Here is a 20961-nt window from a genome sequence, read left to right on the forward strand (position 1 = left end):
GTGTAACGAAAGTGTTCTGAAGGTGTAATGTAAGTGGAATTAAATTAAAAAATAATTACAATTCAATGGTTTATGTTTTTTTTGTAGAAGCTTAAATGATTTTTATCGCATTAAAAAATGCGATTTAAGATAAAAAATATCTCCTATTTTTCTGAAAACTATACTCATTCTAAGATGTATCTAGCAAAGCTCAGTAAAATAATAATCTTATTCCTATTTATCAGGATCATAAGAGAATTTATTGGCCATTATTTTTGTTATTTCCTTATCATTTGGTTGTTTGATGTATAAGGTCACCGATGTATCCTTAAAGGCATTATAGTCTTGTTTTGGTGAGAAGCTTCTCAAGTTAGGGCATGCAAACCATAAGCTAAAAGGATTTAATCCTGCTGAAAAATCGGCAGTACTTTGCATACTGTATGATTGACCTTGACCTACATAAACTTTTTTATCAAAAATACTTTCATTATTTACTTTTAACGTTAGTTGGCACTTTTTGGGGAATTGTTGAATAAAGTGTTCACCAGATTGATAGTTAAGTTGAAAAATAAATTCTCCATTACCTTTTAAATCTATATAGCCTTGATAATGCAAACCTACATCTCTATCTGCTGTAGAATTGGCTATATTTTCATTCACTATATGGTCAACAAACGAAAATTCTCCACCTTTATTCAAGGGTAATCTAGCAATTTTTAGACCCTCTGGTTTGTCTGGAAGGTTTTTGTATTTATCCCCAAGCGAATAAACATCTAATAAAAGCCCTTCAGATAAAACGATAGCTGCCTTAGAGTCTGTTATCGGTTTTTTCACGGAAGTATCAGGCGGATTGTTTATGATTTTTTTTAGTGTACTAATAGATGGGGTGTCAGAGGGTCTTTTTTCGTTTTTATTAACTATTGAGTAGAGTAAATAAAGTACAGATAATAATATGAAAATGAATAGTGCTATTTTAGGGGTGACTATTTTTTTATACGGCTCAACTTTAGGCTTTTCTTCTTCGGTAGTGTCTAATTCTTGAGGTTCTTTGGCGCTTTTTGAGTCTGTTTTCTTATTTGCACTTTTCTTTATTGTGTCATTTGCCACTTTTTGTTTTTCTATCTCTGAAAATGAATCCATCCACTGTTGTTGTACTGATTCATCACATATCTCTTTAAACATTAGCTTGATTGTGTTTCTAGCATAAGAGCTTGGAAATATCTCGTTGTTATATTTTTTAAGACTGTCAGACGAGATAGTGGTGTGCCGATAAACATCTTCAGTCAATTCTTCTGTTATCACAGAATAAGTCTCTTTCGTAATACCTGCAAATGCCATAAAGGCATTTAATAATGCTCCTAGATTTTGGGTTTCAGGTGGCGGTTGAGTAACAGTGGAGTATTTTTTTTTATCCAAAACAAAGTACCTAATTTAAATCTAAGACAGCGAGTATTATAAATTCAAAAGAAGCCTATGTGCATTAATAAGTTGTCTTGTCTCTTTTGACCCTATTGTCTGTCCTCGTTTATCCCATATCACCTTTTTATAATGCTTCTATCAAATTTAATGGTGGAACGTATTATGACGTTTAAAGACAGTCTCTTGGCTCTGGTGATTATCCTCGCTTGGGGGTTAAACTTTGTGGTGATTTCTTTTGGTCTTGGTGAAGTGCCTCCTTTATTGTTGGGTGGTTTACGCTTTTTAGCGGTGGCGGCGATTGGTTGTTTGTTGGTTAAACGGCCAAATATTCCGCTGAAATGGTGGTGCATTTATGCGCTGCCGATGGGGTTTATGCAGTTTGCCTTTTTATTTATAGCGATGGCGAATGGTATGCCTGCGGGACTGGCGTCTTTGGTATTGCAGTCTCAGGCTTTATTTACCATGGTGTTTGCGTTGGTCTTTTTGAAAGAAGGTGTGCGCTTGCATCAAGTGCTGGAGATTGTTTTAGCGGGCAGTGGTTTGCTGATGATTGCGGTAGTGTCTGGTGTCGGCGATATGACCTTGTTTGGCTTTATCCTGACCTTGTTTGCCGCGGCGAGTTGGGCGATGGGCAATATTAGTGCTCGCACAATGAGTCAGAAAGGCTACTCGGTGAATGTGAACTTGGTTATTTGGAGCGCTTGGGTGCCGCCATTGCCTTTCTTTGTGTCCTCTTGGTTGATGGAAGGGCCTGAGTTGATGCAATCGGCTCTACTTAGTATGAGTTGGGTTTCTATCGGTGCTTTGGTTTATCTTGCCTTGGTGGCGACGATTTTAGGTTATTCTTTGTGGGGATATTTGATGGGCCGTTATCCTGCGAGTCAGGTTGCGCCGTTGACTTTGGGTGTTCCTGTCGTGGGGTTGACCTTTGCGGCTGCCATATTGGATGAAAGCTTATTAGCATTACAATGGATTGGGGTGTGCTTTGTCCTAATGGGATTGTTGGTGAATACCTTTGGCGCCCGGCTTTTCTATCAGATAAAAACAATGTTCAAAGAGGCATAAAGAGTGTCCGCGATAGCTAAGATTCCTGTTTATTTTATCATGCTACCAAATAGTGTTTTGTTGGATACGATTGGCCCTGCGGAGGCTTTCCAATATAGCAATCGGTTTGCAATTGGAGCTGAATGTGAGGAATTGAAACAATTCGAGCTGCATTTTGTTGGCCCTGAAACAAAGGTTGAAAACACCTTGGGTTTGGATATTCAAGTTGAGCCTTTACCTGATGTTATGGTGGCTAATAGCTGGGTCGTTAGTACAGGATTGGCGGGTGATCGTATTGATTTAGAGACGCCTGCTATGGAAGCCGCTATCAATTGGTTAGGTCAAAGAGCCAGCAACATTGGCCGTTATATTAGTATTTGTGCCGGGACTTTGTTGTTTGCTAAAGCTGGGCTTTTAGCGGGTCGAGCCTGTACCACTCACCATATGCATCTCGACGAACTACAAGAAACAGAGCCCAGTGCTAAAGTGCTTTCCAATCGATTGTTTGCCGTAGATGGTGATTTTTATAGTAGTGCTGGTGTGACGGCCGGTATTGATTTGGCTCTGTATCTTATACAGCAGGAATTTGGCGCAAATTGTGCGAGTCAGGTGGCGCGTCATATGGTGCTGTTCTCTCGCCGTGGTCCCAATGATCCTAGTCAATCTCCGTGGTTAGAAAACCGCAATCATTTTCATCAAAGCGTGCACCGTGTGCAAGATGCTATTCAGGTTGATCCTGCTCGTGATTGGTCATTGGAATGTTTAGCTGACGTCGCCCAATGTAGCCCGCGACAACTTGTGCGGCTGTTTAAAGAAAGCGCTGGTGTAACGACACGAGAGTACATCCATAAATTGCGACTCGCTTTAGCGATGCAGTTTTTGCAAAGCACCTCTATGCCAATAGAAGAGGTCGCAGAACGTTGTGGCTTCGATGATCCAAGGCAGTTTCGTCGTCTTTGGGCGAGACAACATTCATTTCCTCCTTCGCATTATCGAGCGAAATACTAAGCCTTTCCTTACTCTAGTTATAAATACCTGCCCATCTTTGGTGCTTTTTGTTTTAGAATAGCGGCCATAATTTGTCCGTCAGGTCAGCTTTAAGTGCATCTCTTCATTAATGGATGGCTTAATTTTCATTTTAATAAGGAAGCGAGATGCCAAACACCTCTTTTCATTCATCAATCACTGAGCCTAAAACCCAGTGGTTGAACGTTATTTTGCTTTGGGTGGCGGGTATTGCCGCTGCGATGCAGTTTGCGAAGTTCTCGGTGTCTTTCGATGATTTACTTGCGCATTATCAAGCTGGTGCAACGTCAACTGGTGCGGCATTGTCTGCGGTTGGCATTGCTGGGTTGGTGTTCGGTGTGTCGGCGGGCATGATCGCGAGTCGTGTCGGTTATTTGAAGGTGTTGGTTGGCGCTTTGTTGTTGGGCGGTGGCTTATCGCTGGTTCAGTCAACTTTGCCGCCTTTTAATCTGTTATTCATAACTCGAATGCTGGAAGGTTTTTCTCAATTAGGTGTTGTTGTCGCGGCACCAACTTTGATTGCTAAGTTAAGTGCGCCGCAGCATAAGTCTTTGACCATGGGCATTTGGGGCACCTTTTTTGGTGTCGCGTTTGCGCTATGTGGTTGGGCTGGTAAGAACATTTTAGATCAATATGGTTTGCAAACTTTATTTTTAAGCCATGGCGTTTTTATCATGACAATCGGTGTGGTGTTGTTCTTCAAGCTAAGAAAAAATCCAGTGCTGGACTTGGTACCAGTGACGGAAATTCAGGATGGCTTCTTTAAGCAGATGATAAAAATTTATCGCAATCCTCGCGCTTTATTGCCTAGCTGTGTGTTCTTGTTTTATACCTGCACACTTGTGTCCGTGTTGACCTACATTCCAGGGCTGATTGGCGATTCGTCATTGCAGAAGTTGATGTTGGTTGTGTTGCCGTTAATCAGTACCAGCGGTACTTTTTTGGCAGGCGCCATTGCGCAATATCTGATGCGTCCGCAGCGTGTTGCATTGATGGCGTATTTTGGCGTGGCAACTAGCGTGATTGTGTTGTCATTCATCAGTGGTTCGGCTGAACTCTTCTGTGTTGTGGTTGGTGTGATGGTGCTGTTTCTTGGCATGGTGCCGGGTTCTGCGTTGGCGATGATTCCAACTCTCGCCCGTAATCCAAGTGAACAAGCGCAAGGTTATGGCTTACTTGCTCAGTTTGGTAATATTGGTGCAACTGTTGGGCCACCGACGTTTGCAACGGCAATCGCGGTTTATGGTCTTTCTGGTTTGGTCGTATTGATCTTGTGTATTTGCTGTTTTGGCGTGTTGTTTAGCCTGTGGGCTGGTCGTATTAAAGCCGTCGTTTAGCTCGATTCCTTACCTTTCTCGGCAACGCTTTTTCGTAAGCGTTGCCGTCTTTAGCTGCTATGCCGTGCAGCTTTTCTGCTTTTGCTTTACTCTCTTATTTATACACTTTTGGGTTTATTTTAGAAAATACGCCAAGATGCTGTAATAATTTACACTGGAGTCGAGTCTAACCTTTATATATCGATTCTTGTCTTGGCTTTCACCGTGAGTTGAAAGGCTCTTTTGGAGTTCTACTAATGAAAAAAATTGCATTGCTGGTATTGATTGCAGCATTGGCCACGGGCTTTTTCTATTTCGATTTGAATCAGTTATTAACACTAGACGGTTTGAAATCTGGCCTTACGCAGTTTGATGCTTGGCGCGACGAAAGCCCGTTATTGGTTGGCGGTGCATTTTTGCTGTTGTACGTTATCGTTACCGCTTTGTCTTTGCCCGGTGCAGTGATTATGACCTTGGCCGCAGGCGCGTTATTTGGCTTGTTGTGGGGAACCGTGATCGTGTCTTTTGCTAGCAGCATTGGTGCGACGTTGGCGTTCTTGGTGTCACGTTATTTACTGCAAGACATGGTGCAGTCGCGTTTTGGTGGTCGTTTAAAAGCCTTTAACGAAGGCATTGCGAGAGAGGGCGCCTTTTATTTATTCACCCTTCGTCTTGTGCCGATCTTTCCTTTTTTCTTGATTAACTTGCTGATGGGTTTGACCGCGTTTCGTGCTTTCACCTTTTACTGGGTGAGCCAAGTTGGCATGTTCGTCGGTACTTTGGTTTACGTGAATGCTGGCACGCAATTGGGTCAGTTAGAGAGTTTGTCGGGCATTTTGTCGCCTTCGTTATTATTGTCTTTTGTGTTGTTGGGAGTGTTTCCTCTTATCGCGAAAAAAATAGTCGATGTAGTGAAAGCGCGTCGCGTTTATGCTGGATTTACCAAGCCAAAATCCTTTGATCGAAATTTGATTGTTATTGGTGCTGGGGCTGGTGGCTTAGTGAGTGCTTACATTGCAGCCACAGTGAAAGCCAAAGTGACCTTGATTGAAGCTAACAAAATGGGCGGTGATTGCTTAAATTACGGCTGTATTCCGAGTAAAGCATTAATCAAAAGCGCGAAAGTTGCCCATCAAATGCGCCATGCTGAAAACTATGGATTGAACAGCAGCGAACCGACGTTTTCGTTCAAAAAAGTCATGCAACGTATTCACGATGTGATCGCAAAAATTGAACCTCATGACAGTGTTGAGCGTTACAGCAAAATGGGTGTCGATGTGGTGCAAGGTTATGCCAAATTGATCGACCCTTGGACGGTGGAAATTCAATTAAATGAAGGCGGAACGAAACGCTTAACGGCGCGCAGTATTGTATTGGCAACTGGCGCTCGCCCTTTTGTGCCAGATTTGCCCGGCCTAGAAGAGGTGGGTTATTACACCAGCGATACCATGTGGGAAGCCTTCGCTAAATTCGATGAGCCGCCGAAGCGCCTTGTTGTGTTAGGCGGCGGTCCTATTGGCAGTGAGCTGGCACAAAGTTTTGCTCGCTTGGGGTCGACAGTGACGCAAGTTGAGCGCTCGGCTCGCATCATGGGAAGAGAAGACGAAGAAGTCTCTGCTTTAGCGCAAGAAAGCTTAATCCAAGATGGCGTGATTATGCTGACTTCGCACAGTGCCGTGCGCTGTGAAAAAGAAGGTGAAGCAAAGCGTTTGATTGTTGAGCACGAAGGACAGGAGTCGGTGGTTGAATTTGATGCGCTGATTTGTGCGGTTGGCCGCGAAGCGCGTCTTGAAGGTTACGGCTTAGAAAACCTTGGCATTGAAACCAAAGGCACCATCGTTACCAATGATTACCTTGAAACACTTTATCCGAATATTTTTGCCGCAGGCGATGTGGCTGGGCCTTATCAATTTACTCACGTAGCGGCTCATCAAGCTTGGTACGCGGCGGTGAATGCTTTATTTGGTACCTTTAAAAAATTCCGTGTCGATTATCGAGTCATTCCTTGGACCACCTTTGTTGATCCTGAAGTCGCGCGAGTCGGCTTGAGTGAGCAAGACGCGAAAGACAAAGGCATTGCCTATGAAATGGTGCGTTACGAACTGGATGATCTGGATCGTGCCATTGCAGACAGCGCCGCAAAAGGTTTTGTGAAAGTGCTGACTGCGCCGGGCAAGGATAAGATTCTAGGTGTGACGATTGTGGGCGAGCACGCTGGGGATTTATTGGCCGAATTTGTGTTAGCGATGAAACATGGTCTGGGTCTGAACAAGGTGCTCGGCACCATTCACACTTATCCAACATGGGCGGAAGCCAATAAATACGCCGCAGGCGAGTGGAAACGTGCCCACGCGCCACAGCGTATTTTGAACTGGTTGGAAAAATACCACACTTGGCGTCGAGGTTAGTGTATGAAAACGCTTCGAGTACTGGTTGTTACGCTGCTTAGTGTCATTTTATCTGCCTTGTTTAGCGCGCAGGTGATCGCAAAAGGGTTTGATCATCAAGCATGGGATACCTTGCTCAAACAGCATGTGGTGATGCTCAAGGGCGGTCAGGCAAGCCAAGTGGATTATCAAGGCTTTGCCGATGATAAGTCTCAGCTGAAAAGCTACTTAGCGAGTTTGTCCGAAGTGAGTAACGCTGAGTTTGATGCTTGGCCGAAAGACGAGCAATTGGCTTTTTTGATCAATGCCTATAATGCGTGGACGGTGGCGTTGATTCTTACTAAGTGGCCTGATTTGGACTCGATCAAAGATTTGGGCAGTTTTTTTAACTCGCCGTGGAGCAAGTCTTTTATTCCGTTATTGGGTGAAACGCGTTCTTTGGATGATATCGAACACACCTTGATTCGCGGTTCGGATCGTTACCAAGACCCACGCATTCATTTCGCGGTTAATTGCGCCAGTATCGGTTGCCCGGCGCTACGAAATGAAGCCTATACCGGAAAGTATTTAGATACTCAGTTAGGCGAGCAAACTCGGCTTTTCTTGGAAGATCGTAGTCGAAATCGAATAGATAACGGCAAGTTGGCGCTTTCATCGATTTTTAAATGGTATCGAAAAGACTTTGAAAAAGGCTGGCAAGGTTATTCGTCGTTGGAACAGTTTCTGGTCGATCACGCCGCCGATTTGTCTTTAAGCCCTGAAGAGGTTCAGAAGCTAAAAGACAAAGATATGACTATTCGCTTTTTGGATTATGACTGGGCGTTAAATAAAACTTTATAGATCTGTTCTAGTGACATTCGAAAAGTTCTTCATCATTTCCCAAAAAATATTCGCCTGATAACTTTGTGTTTGATGGCGTAAACGAATCATAAAAATAGGCAGCTGATTTTGTGAGGTGAAATTTTCTACTTCCATTGGCACTAGTTGACCATTATCTAACTCCGACTGAATGCAGTGTTTTGGCATTCTCGCCCAGCCAAGACCGTGTAATAGTATGGCTTTTTTTGCTTGAAAATCATTTACATACCAACGTTTCCCCGTTGGTAGTACGTATTGATGTCCGTTCTCTGGTGCGTTTTCTGCCGTATTCGTCACTAAAATTTGTGGGATTGAATACAGTGACTGTTGTTTTATTTTGGCGTCGTTTGCACTGAGTGTGGCGAGTAAATCGGGATTGATCACGGCCATCATGGTGATTTTGTTTAGCTCGATAAAAGCGTGCCGGTCATCGAGTCCGTATCTTGGGCCAATAGCGATTTCGCATTTGTTCTTGACGAGCTTTTCTTGCACGCCATAGAGATGATCTGTGGTGATGTCTAAGGCGATGTCAGCATGCTGAAGCTGAAAAGCTTTGATTCGGGACATGCAGTCATCGTCTAGCGCCATTTGGCTTAAACAGAGCTGTAGTGGCGCTTCTGTACCTTGTGCGAGGTCGTGACCTAAGTTTTCCAGTTGTAAAACTTGAGACATGAGCTTTTTGCTTTGCTGGAAAAAAGCATGACCTTCGGCGGTCAGCGTTGGGCGATAACTGTTACGATCAAATAATAAAATTCCGTATTGTTCTTCTAAGGCTTTTACGGCCGCGCTAATCCCCGGTTGAGTCTTATGGATCGAATCGGCCGCAGAGCGAAAACTTCCCGTTTCGACCACAGCAATAAAGGCTCTTAACTGATCCAGTTTCATAAAGCTCACTACATGATTAGTAACTATGATCGTTTTAATAATAAAACGAGATTATTTATTGTTCATTATATGTCTTATCATGGCAATCATTAAAAGAGCCTTACTGTTAGTTTCATGAAGGAGATACATAAGTGGATTCAGCATTCGTCGTGCTATTTTTGGCGGGATTAATTACCGGTTTTTCTAAATTTTCAGTTGGTGGCATGGGCTTGTTGGTGCTGCCTATTGTGATGATCGCCTTTCCTGGGCCTGAAGCTTTAGGGATGATATTGCCGCTTTATATTATTACCGACATTCTGGCAGTGTGGAGCTACCGATCTAAAATTGCATGGGCGGTATTGGCGCGATTTTTACCCTTGGCATTTTTGGGTGTGTTTGTTGCTAGTCGGTTTTTGGCTAACATCGACGCGGATCAATTCGTCAACTTTTTAGGCTTCATGATTATTTTGATGATCGCCTTGGGATTGTATTTGGACTTTCGTCCAGCTTCGTTCATGCAAAAGCCTTGGGCGGCTTATTCAATGGGCTTTTTTGGCGGTATAGTCACCATGATGGCCAACGCTGCAGGTCCTATCTTTAGTCTCTTCTTGCTAGAGCAAAAACTCGATAAGGAAACCTACGTAAGTACTCGTGCTTGGGCATTTTTTATCATTAACGTGCTTAAATTGCCTTTCTACATCAGCCTTGGTTTGCTGTCTGTCGAAAGCACGCAAGCCAGTTTATACGCCATTCCTGGACTGGTCGTTGGTTCATTCATTGGCTATCACTTTTTGAAAAAAGTGAATCCAGTCCAGTTCAAATGGATGATTCGTATTATGTCGACCATCGCCGCTGTGAAGTTGTTTCTTTTTTAGTCATTTATTTTCCCAGTTTGGATAGCATGTCTGGTCGTATAAATTTATTAATAATGATCATAAATAAGATGGAAGGCACGAGCAGAATTAAAGCGGTTATCGAAGCGATCTGATAGTTGCCTTCTATGCTGGCGGTATAAAGCAAAAGCGGTAATGTACTGATATTCGGTGAACCTACGAAGAAAGTGCCAGTAAATTCGTCTAATGACTCTAAAAAGACAAAAATACAGCTGGCGATTAACCCCGGCGCTGCTTGTGGCAACACAATATGGAAGAAGGTATAGAAAGGCCCAGCGCCTAGATTTCTAGAAGCGCGTTCTAGCATGGGATCTGTCGAGGAAAATGCCGCCACACTGATCCAAATGGAAAACATTAAACCATGCACACTATGGACCAAGATCACACCCAACAAGGTGCCATTCAAACCGAAGTCATAAAATAGTCGAGCTATGTTCATGTACACGGTTAGATTTGGAAACGCCTGAGGAATTAAAAACAGTAACATCCAAAAAACACGCAACGGCATACTGCGTTTTGATAGCGCGTAACCAGCGGGAACTGAGACGATTAAACAAACCACCACGGTTAATACCGCAATCAATAAGCTGGTAAATAAAGACCCTGAAACATCGCTGTAAGGATTAAACACTTGCTGCCAATACTTAAAACCCCATTGGCTTGGTAGTGCATGAGGAAAGTACCAGCTTTCTGTTACGGTCCAAATCAGTAGGTTCATGATTGGCCCAAATATCGCCAATGCGAGCAACAATATAAAAACACATTGCAGCCAGAAACTTATGCGCAAAGAACGTATGTTTAATGTCTTTAGCAAGTTGCTGTTTAGTGAATAAATCATCAGTTCGCCCCTTTTTCTTTTAGATTTTGGCGCAGATAAAACCAAGCCAATCCTGCGCAAATACAGTACGACACTAAACCTAGTGCGTTCGCGACGTGATAATCGCCATAAGAATTAATACGGAACGCCATGTCCGCGGTCATCATAGTGGGCGAGCCCGTTCCTATCATGAGAGGAACTGACAATACCGACATCATGGTGACAATGGATAAGACCATAGCGACACCAAGCGTCGGGACGATTTGTGGCAAGATGATTTGAAATAAAATACGAAAACGTGACGCGCCTAAATTACGCGCAGCTCGTATTTGAGAATCGTCTAAGGCGGCCATCGCGCCTGAAATTAACAAGGTTGAAAAAGCCAATTGCTTCCAAACAAAGGTAATAATAATGCCGCTCCAACCAAGGAAAGACACGGTATCCATGGGTGTTAATAAGCCAGAAGCGACAAAGGCATTGTTCATTAAGCCATTCTTTGCCAAAAAGCTTCGCATCATTTGCGCGGTAACAATAAAGGGAATGAACAAGGGTAAGCGATAAAGAAAGCCCAGTGTTTTAGACAAAGAGCGAAAAGGCGATAAGGTAATGAGAGCGGCTATGGTGATGGATAATATCGCTAAGATGGCGACTGAGATCAGCACAATGATGATGGTGAAGAGGATGTCTTTTGAGTAAAGCTCGAAGGCTTTTTTCAAATGGGCGAGAGTGAATTCGCCGCTGTCTAATGTAATGGCCGAATAGAGTGAGAAGCACAAAGGGTATAAAAAGAAAATACCAACCATGAGCGCTGCTGGGGCGATTAACCAAAGATGATTCTTGAGTAGATTGGGTGATGTCGTTTGACGCATGTTTATTTCCAATAACCAACACGAGATAAAATGGCCCCGAGCAGCTTAATTTAGAGTATCAGCGCTCAGGGCTTATGTTTAACGTATTTCTGTCACTATTATTTAGTTAGAAACGTTACGCTCGTAACCTTCTTTGATGTCATCAAAGTACGGCCCAATCGGGAAGCTCTTACCATATTTTGATAAATCGCTCGGTGTGATTTCCGCGAACAGTTTTTCCCATGTCGCGTTATCAAGCTTGGCTTTTACATAGTTAGCGTCGATCCCTGGATACCAGTTAAATTGCTTCACAATACCGTCGGCTTGAACTTCTGGGCTGGTTGCTAATTCAATGAATTCTCGTGCCAGTTGTGGGTGCTCAGCTTTGGTTGGTGTTACGTAGTACATTGGCTGCCCAGGCATACCCGGAGCAATCAGAGAGAGCTTTAATGATGGTGGAATCTTGCCTTGCTCTTTCCAGCTGTAAAACATGTCTACCCACACAGGCCCCATGAAGATTTCACCACGGTTTAGCATGTCTAATGTGCCAGCGTTACCAGGTGTGAAGGTGATGTTTTTGTTGAACTCTTTAAGTTCGGCAAAAGCTTTGTCCCAAGAAGACTCAACGCTTTTGTCGTATGGCATAGAAGACAATTTGTTGGCATCTGTGCCATAAGCGTAAATCCAACCGGTCACGAAGCTCACCCCAGACATGCCGTTTTTTATGCCGTTGTAACCAAAAGATTTAGGGTGTTGCTGTGTCCATTTCACTAATTCATCGTATGACTTAGGTGGTGTTGTAATAAAGTCGCTGTTGTAAGCGATGGCGGTTTGGCTATGGAACATAGGCATAACGTAACCGTCGACATCGATACCTAGAGCATTTGTTGCGCTATCGCGGGAAACCATTTTGCCTGTATTTATATCGCTGCGGTATTTTGAAAGCAGGCCATTTTTGACCAGTTCACCGCCAATTTGTTGATGCACTACGGCTACATCAATATCCCATTTATCAAGGCCACTATCATTTTGAGCCGATAACTTTTCCATGATTTTGTGGGAACCTGCATCACCAGGACCTGTACCAACAACGTTTACCTTAACGCCTGGGTGAGTTGCCTCAAATTTTGGCGCAAGGTACGTTTTCACATAATCCACCATGTTTTGACTACCAGCAGAGGCCACATTGAGCGTGGTTTCTGCATGTGCAAAACTGGAAAATTGAGTGAGGCCGATAGCGGCAAGTACGGCGATGTGAGTTTTAGCAAACATGATTCATCCTCATTGATTTGGCAGAAACGATATTGGTTTTTTGATGGTCAGAATGTTTCTCTTTTTTAGCGAAAACATGCAGAGCATCGATGGGAATATGTAAGGTAACGGGAGTGTGCTCAGGCAGATTCTGATCGTGATCAGCCTGTATGGTGTGCTTCCCGCAGCGCACACTAATTTGGTAGTTATTGCCAAAAAAAACACTTTGTTCGACCTGGCCGCTGATAATTAAACCTGTATTGAAATCAGTGCTTTCGGACGTTGGCTGTGCTGATAAAACAGCACTTTTGCTACGAAAATAAATGTCTAGTTGATCAGCATGGTTACTGAGGTTTAGGCAGAAAGCATCATCATGAGTTGGCCATTCGATATGATTCTCCGCGCCCATAAAGTCGGCAACAAACGGCGTGCTTGGGTGGTGGTAAATTTCTTCTGGGGTACCGATTTGTTCTATTTTGCCTTGGTTTAATACGGCAATTCGATCTGCCATGACCAAGGCTTCTTCTTGATCATGGGTAACAATGAGCGAGGTAAAGCCAAGTTGCTTTTGTAGCGCTTTGATTTCGTGACGGACGCTTAATCGGACCTTTGCATCAAGATTGGATAGAGGTTCATCTAATACCAAGACATCGGGCCGGATCGCTAAAGCGCGAGCCAATGCCACTCGTTGACGCTGTCCTCCTGACAAGGCGGTGACTTTCTCATGGTCTAAGCCATCCAGCTTTACGATGCGTAATAGCTCGGCGACTCGAACATCGATATCTGCTCGCTTGGCTTTTTGAACTTTTAATCCGTAGCCAATATTTTGCGCGACTGTCATATGAGGCCACAGGGCGTAGCTTTGAAAGACCATAGTGATATTGCGTTTTTCGGCAGGCAACTGAGAAACAGCACGATTACCCGCAAAAATTTCGCCATGGCTAACAGGAACAAAACCGCATAGCGCATTGAGGAGTGTAGTTTTTCCACAACCGGATGGTCCAAGTAATGCAATCATCTCGCCTTGCTCAACGGTTAAATTGATGTTGTCTAATATCAATTTTTTACCGTAACCTGCCTGTAAGTTTTTTATGTGTAAGTGCGCCATTCCTTCTCTTTACTCCAAACCGATAAAAGGTCGATAAAATGAGCGCCGGTAGGTTTTTTTAAGTTTTTTTCAAAAAATGAACACGTGTTCAGTGTTTTGTAAAAAAAATGCAATCTCTAACCGACATTATGGTGGCCTACTTTGTCGGATCTTTATGACAATTTAATTAAGCTAAAAAGACATCTTGGTGAGACAGTATGAAAATTGACGTGATTGGCAGTGGCAGTGCGTTTTCAAAACGCAATAATACTTCCTCGATTAGAATTATAGATTGTCAGAAAAACCAATGGCTTATCGACTGTGGGCCGACGGTTCCACGAGCCATTTGGCAACGCAATATCGATGTGAATGATATACAGGTAATTTATTTTACTCACATTCATCCTGACCACAGTTCCGGGCTAGCTGCGTTGATTAATCAATGGAAAAGTTTTAAACGTACTGAACCTTTGACCATTTTTTGCCAAGCAGAACAGCGCCAACCTCTTCAAGCGCTGGTGGATTTGGCTGTGTGGCCAGAAACTCATGTGTGTTTCGATATTCATTGGCAGGATATTACTGACGGATTCGAATGGAAGCATTGGCAAATTCGTACCGCGAATACCCAACACGAAATGTCGAACAAAGCGATTCGTATCACTGTTGATGAAAAAACGCTGTTTTACAGTGGTGATGGGCGTCCTACCTTAGCCAGTCAAGTGCTTATGAAAGGGGCTGATATCGCTTTTCAGGAATGTGCGTCTTTTGCTGCATTACCAGATGACTCCTCTCACGGTGATTTACCTGATTGCGAACGATTGCTGGTCGATACAGAAGTCAAAGCGTTAGGTATTTATCATTGTTTTGATGAAGCGATACCGAGCTTGCTTAATGCGCTGGCTGATATTCCTGACATGTTTTTGAGTCGAGATGGTTTGCAACTGGATTTAGATAATCTCGATCTCAGCGAGAAGACCTTCAATTTGCTTTCCATAGGGCAAGGAGACAAGTTGTGACAAATTCTAGACGTGGTCGTTCTGCGTCAGCCGAGGATGTTGCGAAGCTTGCTGGCGTGTCGCGTGCGTCGGTGTCTCGGGTGTTTAGTGATCAAGGCAATGTCGCGCGAGAAACCCGTGAAAAAATATTACAAGCGGCAAATGAGCTTGGTTACCAAGTCAATTTTTTAGCTCAAGGCTTAAATCGCAAACGCAGTCAGTTAATTGGCGTGGTTGTAGCGCGTTTGAGCGATCCTTTTCGTAGTAGTTTGTTAGAAGGGTTGTTGAGTGAAATCCAAAGAAAGGGCTATCAAGCGTTGGTGACGGAAGTTCGTGATGCCAATGAGCTGGAAATGACCATCCGACGCTTTACACAGTTTCGAGTCTCGGGCGTGGTCGTCACGTCCGGCCAGCCTCCTGCTGATTTGGTTAAAGAATGCGTGCAGCACAATATCCCTGTGGTTGGCATTAATCGTCACATGGACATTCCTTATGTGGACTTCGTTTGTTCCGACAATAAAATGGCGGCTTCTCTTGTTGCCGAGCAGTTCATTCGTTGTGGTTGTAAATCTATTGGTTGGTTGAATTATAAGGAATCTACTTGGTCTGGTATCAATCGTGGCAAGGTGTTCTACCAAGTAATGGTTGAAAAAGGCGCTTGCGATGAGAGTGATTTACTTCAGATTACAGCCGAGATGGATGGTTACGAAGGTGGAAGGCAAGCGGCTCATCGGTTTTGTGAGCAAGGCAAAATAGTCGATGGTGTTTTTTGTGCTAATGCTCAATTGGCCTGCGGTTTTTTAGATGGTATGCGCGAAAATGGCTTCGATGCGCCTGCTGATTTTCACATTATTGGCTTTGATAATACACCGCAAACTGCGCAATATAGTTACCGCCTGACAACTATTCATCAGGATGTCTTGGAAACCGCAAAGCGTGTTTTATCTCGCTTAGAAGCCAGAGGGCAAGATCCGCATATTGTTCAGAGTATAGAAGAGATCCCGGTCAAATTGGTGATTAGAAATACGTCGCCAAACTTTGAGCCGACCATGATAAGGGCAAAATAACATGCAAGATGAATATCAGGTTTTAGAATCCGCGATCAAACAAGCCGGACAACGTGCTCAAACCATTCGTCAGTCGGGGCTGTCAGTGACTACGAAAGGCCGGCAAGATTTTGTTTCACAAGCAGATATAGCCGTTGAAGACGAGTTAAAACAAGTGATTCGCTCCTTGTTTCCGGAAGATGGTTTTTTAGGTGAAGAGAGTGGTTTGATTCAAAGCGTAGATGCAAACACCAGCGGTGTATGGGTAATCGACCCGATTGATGGCACCACAAATTATGTTCAAGGTATGGATTATTGGTGTGTTTCGGTCGCTTATGTAAAAAATAACGAGATCCAGGTGGGCTTTGTTTATGCGCCTGATCGTGATGAATTTTTCATGGCAAAAAAAGGCCAAGGGGCGTATTTAAATGGTGCTCGGTTAGCTATTCATGATCCTGAAAAAGGTCAGGCTATTATTGGTTTGGGTCGTTCTAATCGTCGACCCGTACAAGAATATTGCGATCTTATCTTGATGTTAGATACACAGAATGTTGAATATCGACGTTTTGGCGCTGGTGCTCTTATGCTTGCTCATGTGTCATCTGGGCTTGTTCATGGCTATTTCGAATCTCATCTTAATAGTTGGGATGCTTTGGCGGGACTGTTGTTAATCAAAGAATCAGGCGGGCAGGTAACAGATTTTCTTAATAATGATGGGCTGCTAAGTGGTAATCCTGTTTGGGCTGCGAGTCCGCAGTTATGGGAGAATTTGAACAAGCTTCTATTTTTGGTATAAAAATCTAGAGCAGGCAAGGGCTGGTTGTTTTCGTACAAAAAGCACACAAAAAAGCTTTTTTACAAGCTTGTTATTCGTTAGGTTGTTCCGTATTACTATGTGGTAGGCAGTAACTTCTGCATTAAGCACGCTATTCCACGGATATTGTATGAAAGACAGCCAGAACAATGAGGTTCGGTTAGAGGATATTCTAAATACCACGCCAATTGCTGTTAGTTGGTCAAGTTTGTCTTCTGGTCGTATTGAATATATCAATAAAGCATTTAGTGAGCTTTTTGGTTTTGTTTTGGGTGATATTCTTGATATCGAAAGCTGGTTCTTACGTGTTTCTCCTCAACCTGAATATTACCAAAACGTCATTGCACCTTGGATTCATGAATACCGTGATAATGCATCTGCGCATGACTTAAGCGCTACACTGTTTTGCAAAGATAACTCTGTTAGACATATCAGTATGTGTTTTTCCACGATTGGGGATAAACAACTTTGGTATTTTAATGACATCACAGATCATTGGGTGGCTGAAGAGCGATTACGTGCCCGCAGTGACATGTTGGAAATGGTGGCTAAAAGTTCTGCACTAAAAGACATTCTTAATGTGATTGTTAAGCAGATTCAACAAGAAAGCCCGCTTTCGTTATGCAGTGTGTTGTTGTTTGATAAAGACGAGCAATGTCTAAGGTTGGGTGCAGCTCCTAGTTTTCCTGATGTTTATAACCAAGCTATTGATGGTGTGAAAATAGGCTTAAATGTTGGATCTTGTGGTACCGCCGCGTATTTAGGGCAACGCGTCATTGTCGAGGATATTTATGATCATCCCTATTGGGCGGATTATATTCAGCTCGCCCGTCAAGCCGAAGTCGCAGCTTGCTGGTCTGATCCTATCATGTCGTCAAAAGGGGATTTATTAGGTACTTTTGCCATCTATAAACGTTTTTCTTCAACACCTTCAGAAAAAGATTTTGAATTGATTAATTTTGCCAGTAATTTGGCGAGTATTGCGATCGAAAGTTTTCGGGCACAAGAGGCACTTCAAAAAAGAGCGTATTTTGACCATTTAACTGAATTGGCAAATAGGGGCTACTTTTTTCAGCAATGTGAAACGCTTCTTAATCAGTCGAGAGAGAAGCATTTTCCGCTCGCTATTTTAATGATGGATGTGGATCATTTTAAAAAAGTAAATGATGAGTTCGGCCATAAAACAGGGGATTTAGTGCTACAAATGCTTGCACAGATGAGTCTGTCGATTCTCAGGCGAGACGATCTTATTGCTCGAATCGGTGGTGAAGAGTTTGCTATTTTACTGCCGTTCACTGAAAAGGACGAGGCTATACGAATTGCTGAGCAGTTAAGGGAGTCAATAGAATCAAGTATGGTATTGAGCCTTGATCATCAGGAAGTATTTTTTACGGTATCATTAGGTGTGGCTTGTCGACAGGATGGCGACTGTACGGTAGATGATATATTGAATAAAGCGGATAAGGCCTTGTATCAAGCCAAAGCGGCTGGAAGAAATTGTGTGTTCTTGGCGATGCCTCAAAGCAATACTTTGTTTTAACTGGTTTTTCTCTTTTCTATAGCACTATCGATGCTCTTCATTAATGGTTTTTTAGCTCTAATTCTGCCAAAATCTCCGCCCTTTTGAACCGTTTAGCGACAGAATATATGAGTCAAAATAGTCAGGTTAATGACATGAAAAACTACCTTGGAGCCTATAGCCCTCAAGTTCAACAGCAGGCGCAAAGTTTGTTGGAGGCGGAAAAATCAGGTGAATGGTTGCTAAAAAAATACCCTGACGTTCATGGACTTAACGGAACTCGTGCTCTGTATGAATACGCAATGGATCTCAAGAATGAGTTTATGCGCAGCTCCCCGCCAATCAGTAAAGTCATTTATGACGATAAGATACACATCATCAATAATGCCCTTGGGTTGCATACTTTTGTGTCTAGAATGCAGGGCAACAAGTTAAAGGCGAAAAATGAAATTCGTATATCGTCTTTATTTCGACGTATTCCTGAACCTTTATTAAAGATGATTTTGGTGCATGAACTCGCACATCTCAAAGAAAAGGATCACAACAAAGCCTTTTATAAGCTTTGTTGTTATATGGAGCCAGATTATCACCAATTAGAGTTTGATTTACGTCTATATCTCAGTCATCGAGACCGCTTCGGTGACCTTTGGTCTTGATGGCCTTGCTGTAACTATATCTTCAATTTCGAATAGATCCTGCCCTGAAGAACTGCCTTCATAAGAGAGAATGGTTCTCGATTTCTTGATTTTCTTATTTTTTACACTTTCTTTGTAAACCTCTACATATCTAGCTTCTAGATTGAAACTACCTTATTTTTAAAACGATGTTTTATTATTTTAAAATTTTCATAGCAAAAATACTTTCAAAAAATCAAATAAGGGTTTAAATTAAAACTTCAACCCTATAAAAATAAAACGGTGTTTTGATATGAAGATTAAAATTGTATCTGCAGCAGTCCTGATTGGGCTAACCAGCGTTGCAGCTCATGCAACAACGATTAATATTCGTCATGAGTACGTTCCTGAATACGATGGACAGGATCAAGAAAATAAAGATCGTATTGAAGTCAGTCATCGATTTGCCAATGGCATTGGTTTTGGTGTAGAAGCAAAATGGGGCAGCGCTAAAGGTGCAGATCCTTTCGATGAACTAAGCGGCAATGGTCAGCAAACGAATATCAGCTATCGCTATAAAATCTCTGACACGCTTACTTTAACTCCGCAGTACAAGTGGGAATCAGGTTCTGACAAAGTAGGTCATCAGTTTAATTTAAGTCTTGGTTATAAAGTAAATGATGATTGGTCTGTTGGTTTCCGTCATCGCTATCATTACGATAAGTTAGCTGATAAGACGAAACAAAACTCTCATTACAACCGTTGGACTTTCTCTACTGGGTACAAAGGTATTGAGGATTGGGGTTTTGGAGCATCAGTTGATTACACTTTCAACCAAGAAAGCTCAGGCCCAAGATGGAAAGGTGACAAGTCAGGCTTTTCTGAAGTTAATTTCACCGGCGAATACAAAGGCTTTAAAAGTGGTTGGAGCCCATTTGCAGAAGTTGGTATGAAACCCTATAAATCTGGCGATACCTACAGTTATAAAGGCGCGCAGGTTAAATCTAATGATAGCTGGCGCCCTGTGTATAAAATTGGCGCTAAATACAGTTACTAAGCGAACTAGCCTTTAATTCAAGCACTGTAAAGGCCTATTTTTCTTCCCTTTTAGATAGGCCTTTATTTGCTAGTATCATTGTATGTATTGAACGCATAACGACGGAAACAGAAAGGGGATAACTGCCACCGTGTTATGGTTCAATATTTAGCGAGAGTATTAAAAGCTTTGGGAAACTAATAATGCTGCTGTATAGCCTTGTGTACGGTTTTTTGCTTTGAACTCTTTGTAAGCATGGAACGAGACAAAAGGCAGGCCTGGCCTGAAGAAACTAAGCTCTGGTCCTATTGCTACCACTTCCCCTTTGTTGCCATTCACAATATTGCTGCTTGCTGGTGCTTTGTCATCGGTTAGTTGTTTGTAGTAAAAACCACCCAGCCCAACTGTCCAATCAGTTAAATGCTGACCAATAGCAAACTCATGCCGGTATTCAATCCCGCTTGTGTAGTTGGTGTCTTTGTTTTCAGTATTGATGTCTAACTGGAAGCTAGAGGAAATTTCAATTTCACTGTCTGTCATGTAAGTGAAGTTAAATGCAGGAGAAAAGGTCCAGTGATTTAGGCCTGTTGTGATGGTATCGTCTTTGCTGTAATGACCCGTTGGAATTTGTATTTGCAATTGTGTATTGGTTGCTAGATTTTCTGATGGATGCCACTGCAAAATGTAAGGCACAATTTGAATATCAGCGATACTAGAATCTGATCCGACTACCGAAATATTTGAATTAGGCACTTTGCCGTCAATATCTAAATCCAAAAATGGGATAACGATTCCGTATCCATAGTTGGCACCTTGAAACTGGGTATCTGTCATCTTTATGTAAGTGAGAGATAGCGCCTTCACTGTTTGTGAAAAGTCACTTAGATTTTCGTCGCCCTTACCATTTAAATTTTTATTTGCTTTGTAAATCGATCCTCTTATAGAAAAAGCACCGATATCTGTTACTGGAGGCATATAGCCAGCGCTAAAACCATAAATGCCTGGAGCTGTACTTGGTGCACCATTTTCAGTGGCGAGTACTGAACCTGATATGACTAGGCCTGCACTGATACCGACGATTGAGTTTAATTTAAATCTATTCATACATTCCTCTTTTATTTTTATTAGTTGTAGTGGAGAAGCATGCC

The 20961-nt window shown here is 42.7% G+C and carries 19 protein-coding genes; 12 read left to right on the top strand and 7 right to left on the bottom strand.

Going from position 1 to position 20961, the window contains the following annotated elements; all coding sequences use genetic code 11:
- Positions 1 to 213: 213 nt before the first annotated feature.
- Positions 214 to 1395 (bottom strand): hypothetical protein, encoded by a 1182-nt coding sequence (locus CCS02_RS12805; protein ID WP_100636769.1) that lies wholly within the window; start codon positions 1393 to 1395, stop codon positions 214 to 216.
- Positions 1396 to 1560: 165 nt separating this feature from the next.
- Between CCS02_RS12805 and CCS02_RS12810 the strand changes: the two genes are divergently transcribed.
- From CCS02_RS12810 to CCS02_RS12830, 5 genes are all read left to right on the top strand, one after another.
- A complete protein-coding gene (locus CCS02_RS12810; RefSeq protein WP_198515374.1) occupies positions 1561 to 2463 on the top strand; it encodes an EamA family transporter in 903 nt (300 codons plus the stop codon).
- 3 nt (positions 2464 to 2466) lie between these two features.
- Positions 2467 to 3450, top strand: coding sequence for a GlxA family transcriptional regulator (locus tag CCS02_RS12815; protein ID WP_100636771.1), 984 nt, complete (start codon positions 2467 to 2469; stop codon positions 3448 to 3450).
- 146 nt (positions 3451 to 3596) lie between these two features.
- Entirely contained in the window at positions 3597 to 4805 is a 1209-nt protein-coding gene (locus tag CCS02_RS12820) for an MFS transporter (RefSeq protein WP_100636772.1), read from the top strand.
- Positions 4806 to 5041: 236 nt separating this feature from the next.
- On the top strand, positions 5042 to 7192 hold the full coding sequence (locus CCS02_RS12825) for an FAD-dependent oxidoreductase (protein WP_100636773.1): 2151 nt from the start codon (positions 5042 to 5044) through the stop codon (positions 7190 to 7192).
- A gap of 3 nt (positions 7193 to 7195) precedes the next feature.
- A complete protein-coding gene (locus CCS02_RS12830) occupies positions 7196 to 8011 on the top strand; it encodes a DUF547 domain-containing protein (protein ID WP_100636774.1) in 816 nt (271 codons plus the stop codon).
- Here CCS02_RS12830 and CCS02_RS12835 read toward each other — a convergent pair.
- Entirely contained in the window at positions 8006 to 8914 is a 909-nt protein-coding gene (locus CCS02_RS12835) for a LysR family transcriptional regulator (protein WP_100636775.1), read from the bottom strand. The genes CCS02_RS12830 and CCS02_RS12835 overlap by 6 nt on opposite strands.
- A gap of 131 nt (positions 8915 to 9045) precedes the next feature.
- On the opposite strand from CCS02_RS12835, the gene CCS02_RS12840 reads away from it, so the two are divergent.
- Complete coding sequence (locus CCS02_RS12840; RefSeq protein WP_072838585.1) at positions 9046 to 9768, top strand: sulfite exporter TauE/SafE family protein; 723 nt, start codon at positions 9046 to 9048, stop codon at positions 9766 to 9768.
- A gap of 4 nt (positions 9769 to 9772) precedes the next feature.
- Here the strand turns inward: CCS02_RS12840 and CCS02_RS12845 are convergent, their stop codons facing one another.
- The 4 genes from CCS02_RS12845 to CCS02_RS12860 all read right to left on the bottom strand — a co-directional run bounded on the left by CCS02_RS12845 (position 9773) and on the right by CCS02_RS12860 (position 13810).
- A complete protein-coding gene (locus CCS02_RS12845; RefSeq protein WP_100636776.1) occupies positions 9773 to 10624 on the bottom strand; it encodes an ABC transporter permease in 852 nt (283 codons plus the stop codon).
- Positions 10624 to 11472: an ABC transporter permease gene (locus CCS02_RS12850; protein ID WP_100636777.1), complete on the bottom strand. Its 849-nt coding sequence runs from the start codon at positions 11470 to 11472 to the stop codon at positions 10624 to 10626. The genes CCS02_RS12845 and CCS02_RS12850 overlap by 1 nt, the downstream gene beginning before the upstream one ends.
- Before the next feature lie 102 nt (positions 11473 to 11574).
- The gene (locus CCS02_RS12855; protein WP_100186318.1) at positions 11575 to 12723 is read right to left on the bottom strand and encodes an ABC transporter substrate-binding protein; all 1149 of its coding nucleotides are present in this window, start codon (positions 12721 to 12723) and stop codon (positions 11575 to 11577) included.
- Entirely contained in the window at positions 12713 to 13810 is a 1098-nt protein-coding gene (locus tag CCS02_RS12860) for an ABC transporter ATP-binding protein (RefSeq protein WP_100636778.1), read from the bottom strand. The genes CCS02_RS12855 and CCS02_RS12860 overlap by 11 nt, the downstream gene beginning before the upstream one ends.
- A gap of 197 nt (positions 13811 to 14007) precedes the next feature.
- Here CCS02_RS12860 and CCS02_RS12865 point away from each other — a divergent pair, with 197 nt between their 5' ends.
- The 6 genes from CCS02_RS12865 to CCS02_RS12890 all read left to right on the top strand — a co-directional run bounded on the left by CCS02_RS12865 (position 14008) and on the right by CCS02_RS12890 (position 19834).
- A complete protein-coding gene (locus CCS02_RS12865; protein ID WP_100186320.1) occupies positions 14008 to 14805 on the top strand; it encodes an MBL fold metallo-hydrolase in 798 nt (265 codons plus the stop codon).
- Positions 14802 to 15851 carry a LacI family DNA-binding transcriptional regulator gene (locus CCS02_RS12870; RefSeq protein WP_072838579.1) on the top strand — a complete coding sequence of 350 codons (1050 nt, stop codon included), beginning with the start codon at positions 14802 to 14804 and terminating at the stop codon, positions 15849 to 15851. Before CCS02_RS12865 ends, CCS02_RS12870 begins: the two co-directional genes overlap by 4 nt.
- 1 nt (position 15852) lies before the next feature.
- Positions 15853 to 16626: an inositol monophosphatase family protein gene (locus CCS02_RS12875; RefSeq protein ID WP_100186321.1), complete on the top strand. Its 774-nt coding sequence runs from the start codon at positions 15853 to 15855 to the stop codon at positions 16624 to 16626.
- A gap of 148 nt (positions 16627 to 16774) precedes the next feature.
- Positions 16775 to 18184 (top strand): bifunctional diguanylate cyclase/phosphodiesterase, encoded by a 1410-nt coding sequence (locus CCS02_RS12880; protein ID WP_100186322.1) that lies wholly within the window; start codon positions 16775 to 16777, stop codon positions 18182 to 18184.
- A 134-nt stretch (positions 18185 to 18318) separates the two neighbouring features.
- Positions 18319 to 18819, top strand: a complete 501-nt coding sequence (locus tag CCS02_RS12885) for a YgjP-like metallopeptidase domain-containing protein (protein WP_011978025.1) — start codon at positions 18319 to 18321, stop codon at positions 18817 to 18819.
- Between the two features lie 271 nt (positions 18820 to 19090).
- On the top strand, positions 19091 to 19834 hold the full coding sequence (locus CCS02_RS12890) for an oligogalacturonate-specific porin KdgM family protein (RefSeq protein ID WP_100636779.1): 744 nt from the start codon (positions 19091 to 19093) through the stop codon (positions 19832 to 19834).
- A 159-nt stretch (positions 19835 to 19993) separates the two neighbouring features.
- On the opposite strand, the gene CCS02_RS12895 is transcribed toward CCS02_RS12890, so the two are convergent.
- Positions 19994 to 20917 (bottom strand): SphA family protein, encoded by a 924-nt coding sequence (locus tag CCS02_RS12895; protein ID WP_100636780.1) that lies wholly within the window; start codon positions 20915 to 20917, stop codon positions 19994 to 19996.
- Positions 20918 to 20961 lie beyond the last annotated feature (44 nt).

Source organism: Marinomonas sp. ef1 (assembly GCF_002806845.1).
Lineage (GTDB): Bacteria > Pseudomonadota > Gammaproteobacteria > Pseudomonadales > Marinomonadaceae > Marinomonas > Marinomonas polaris.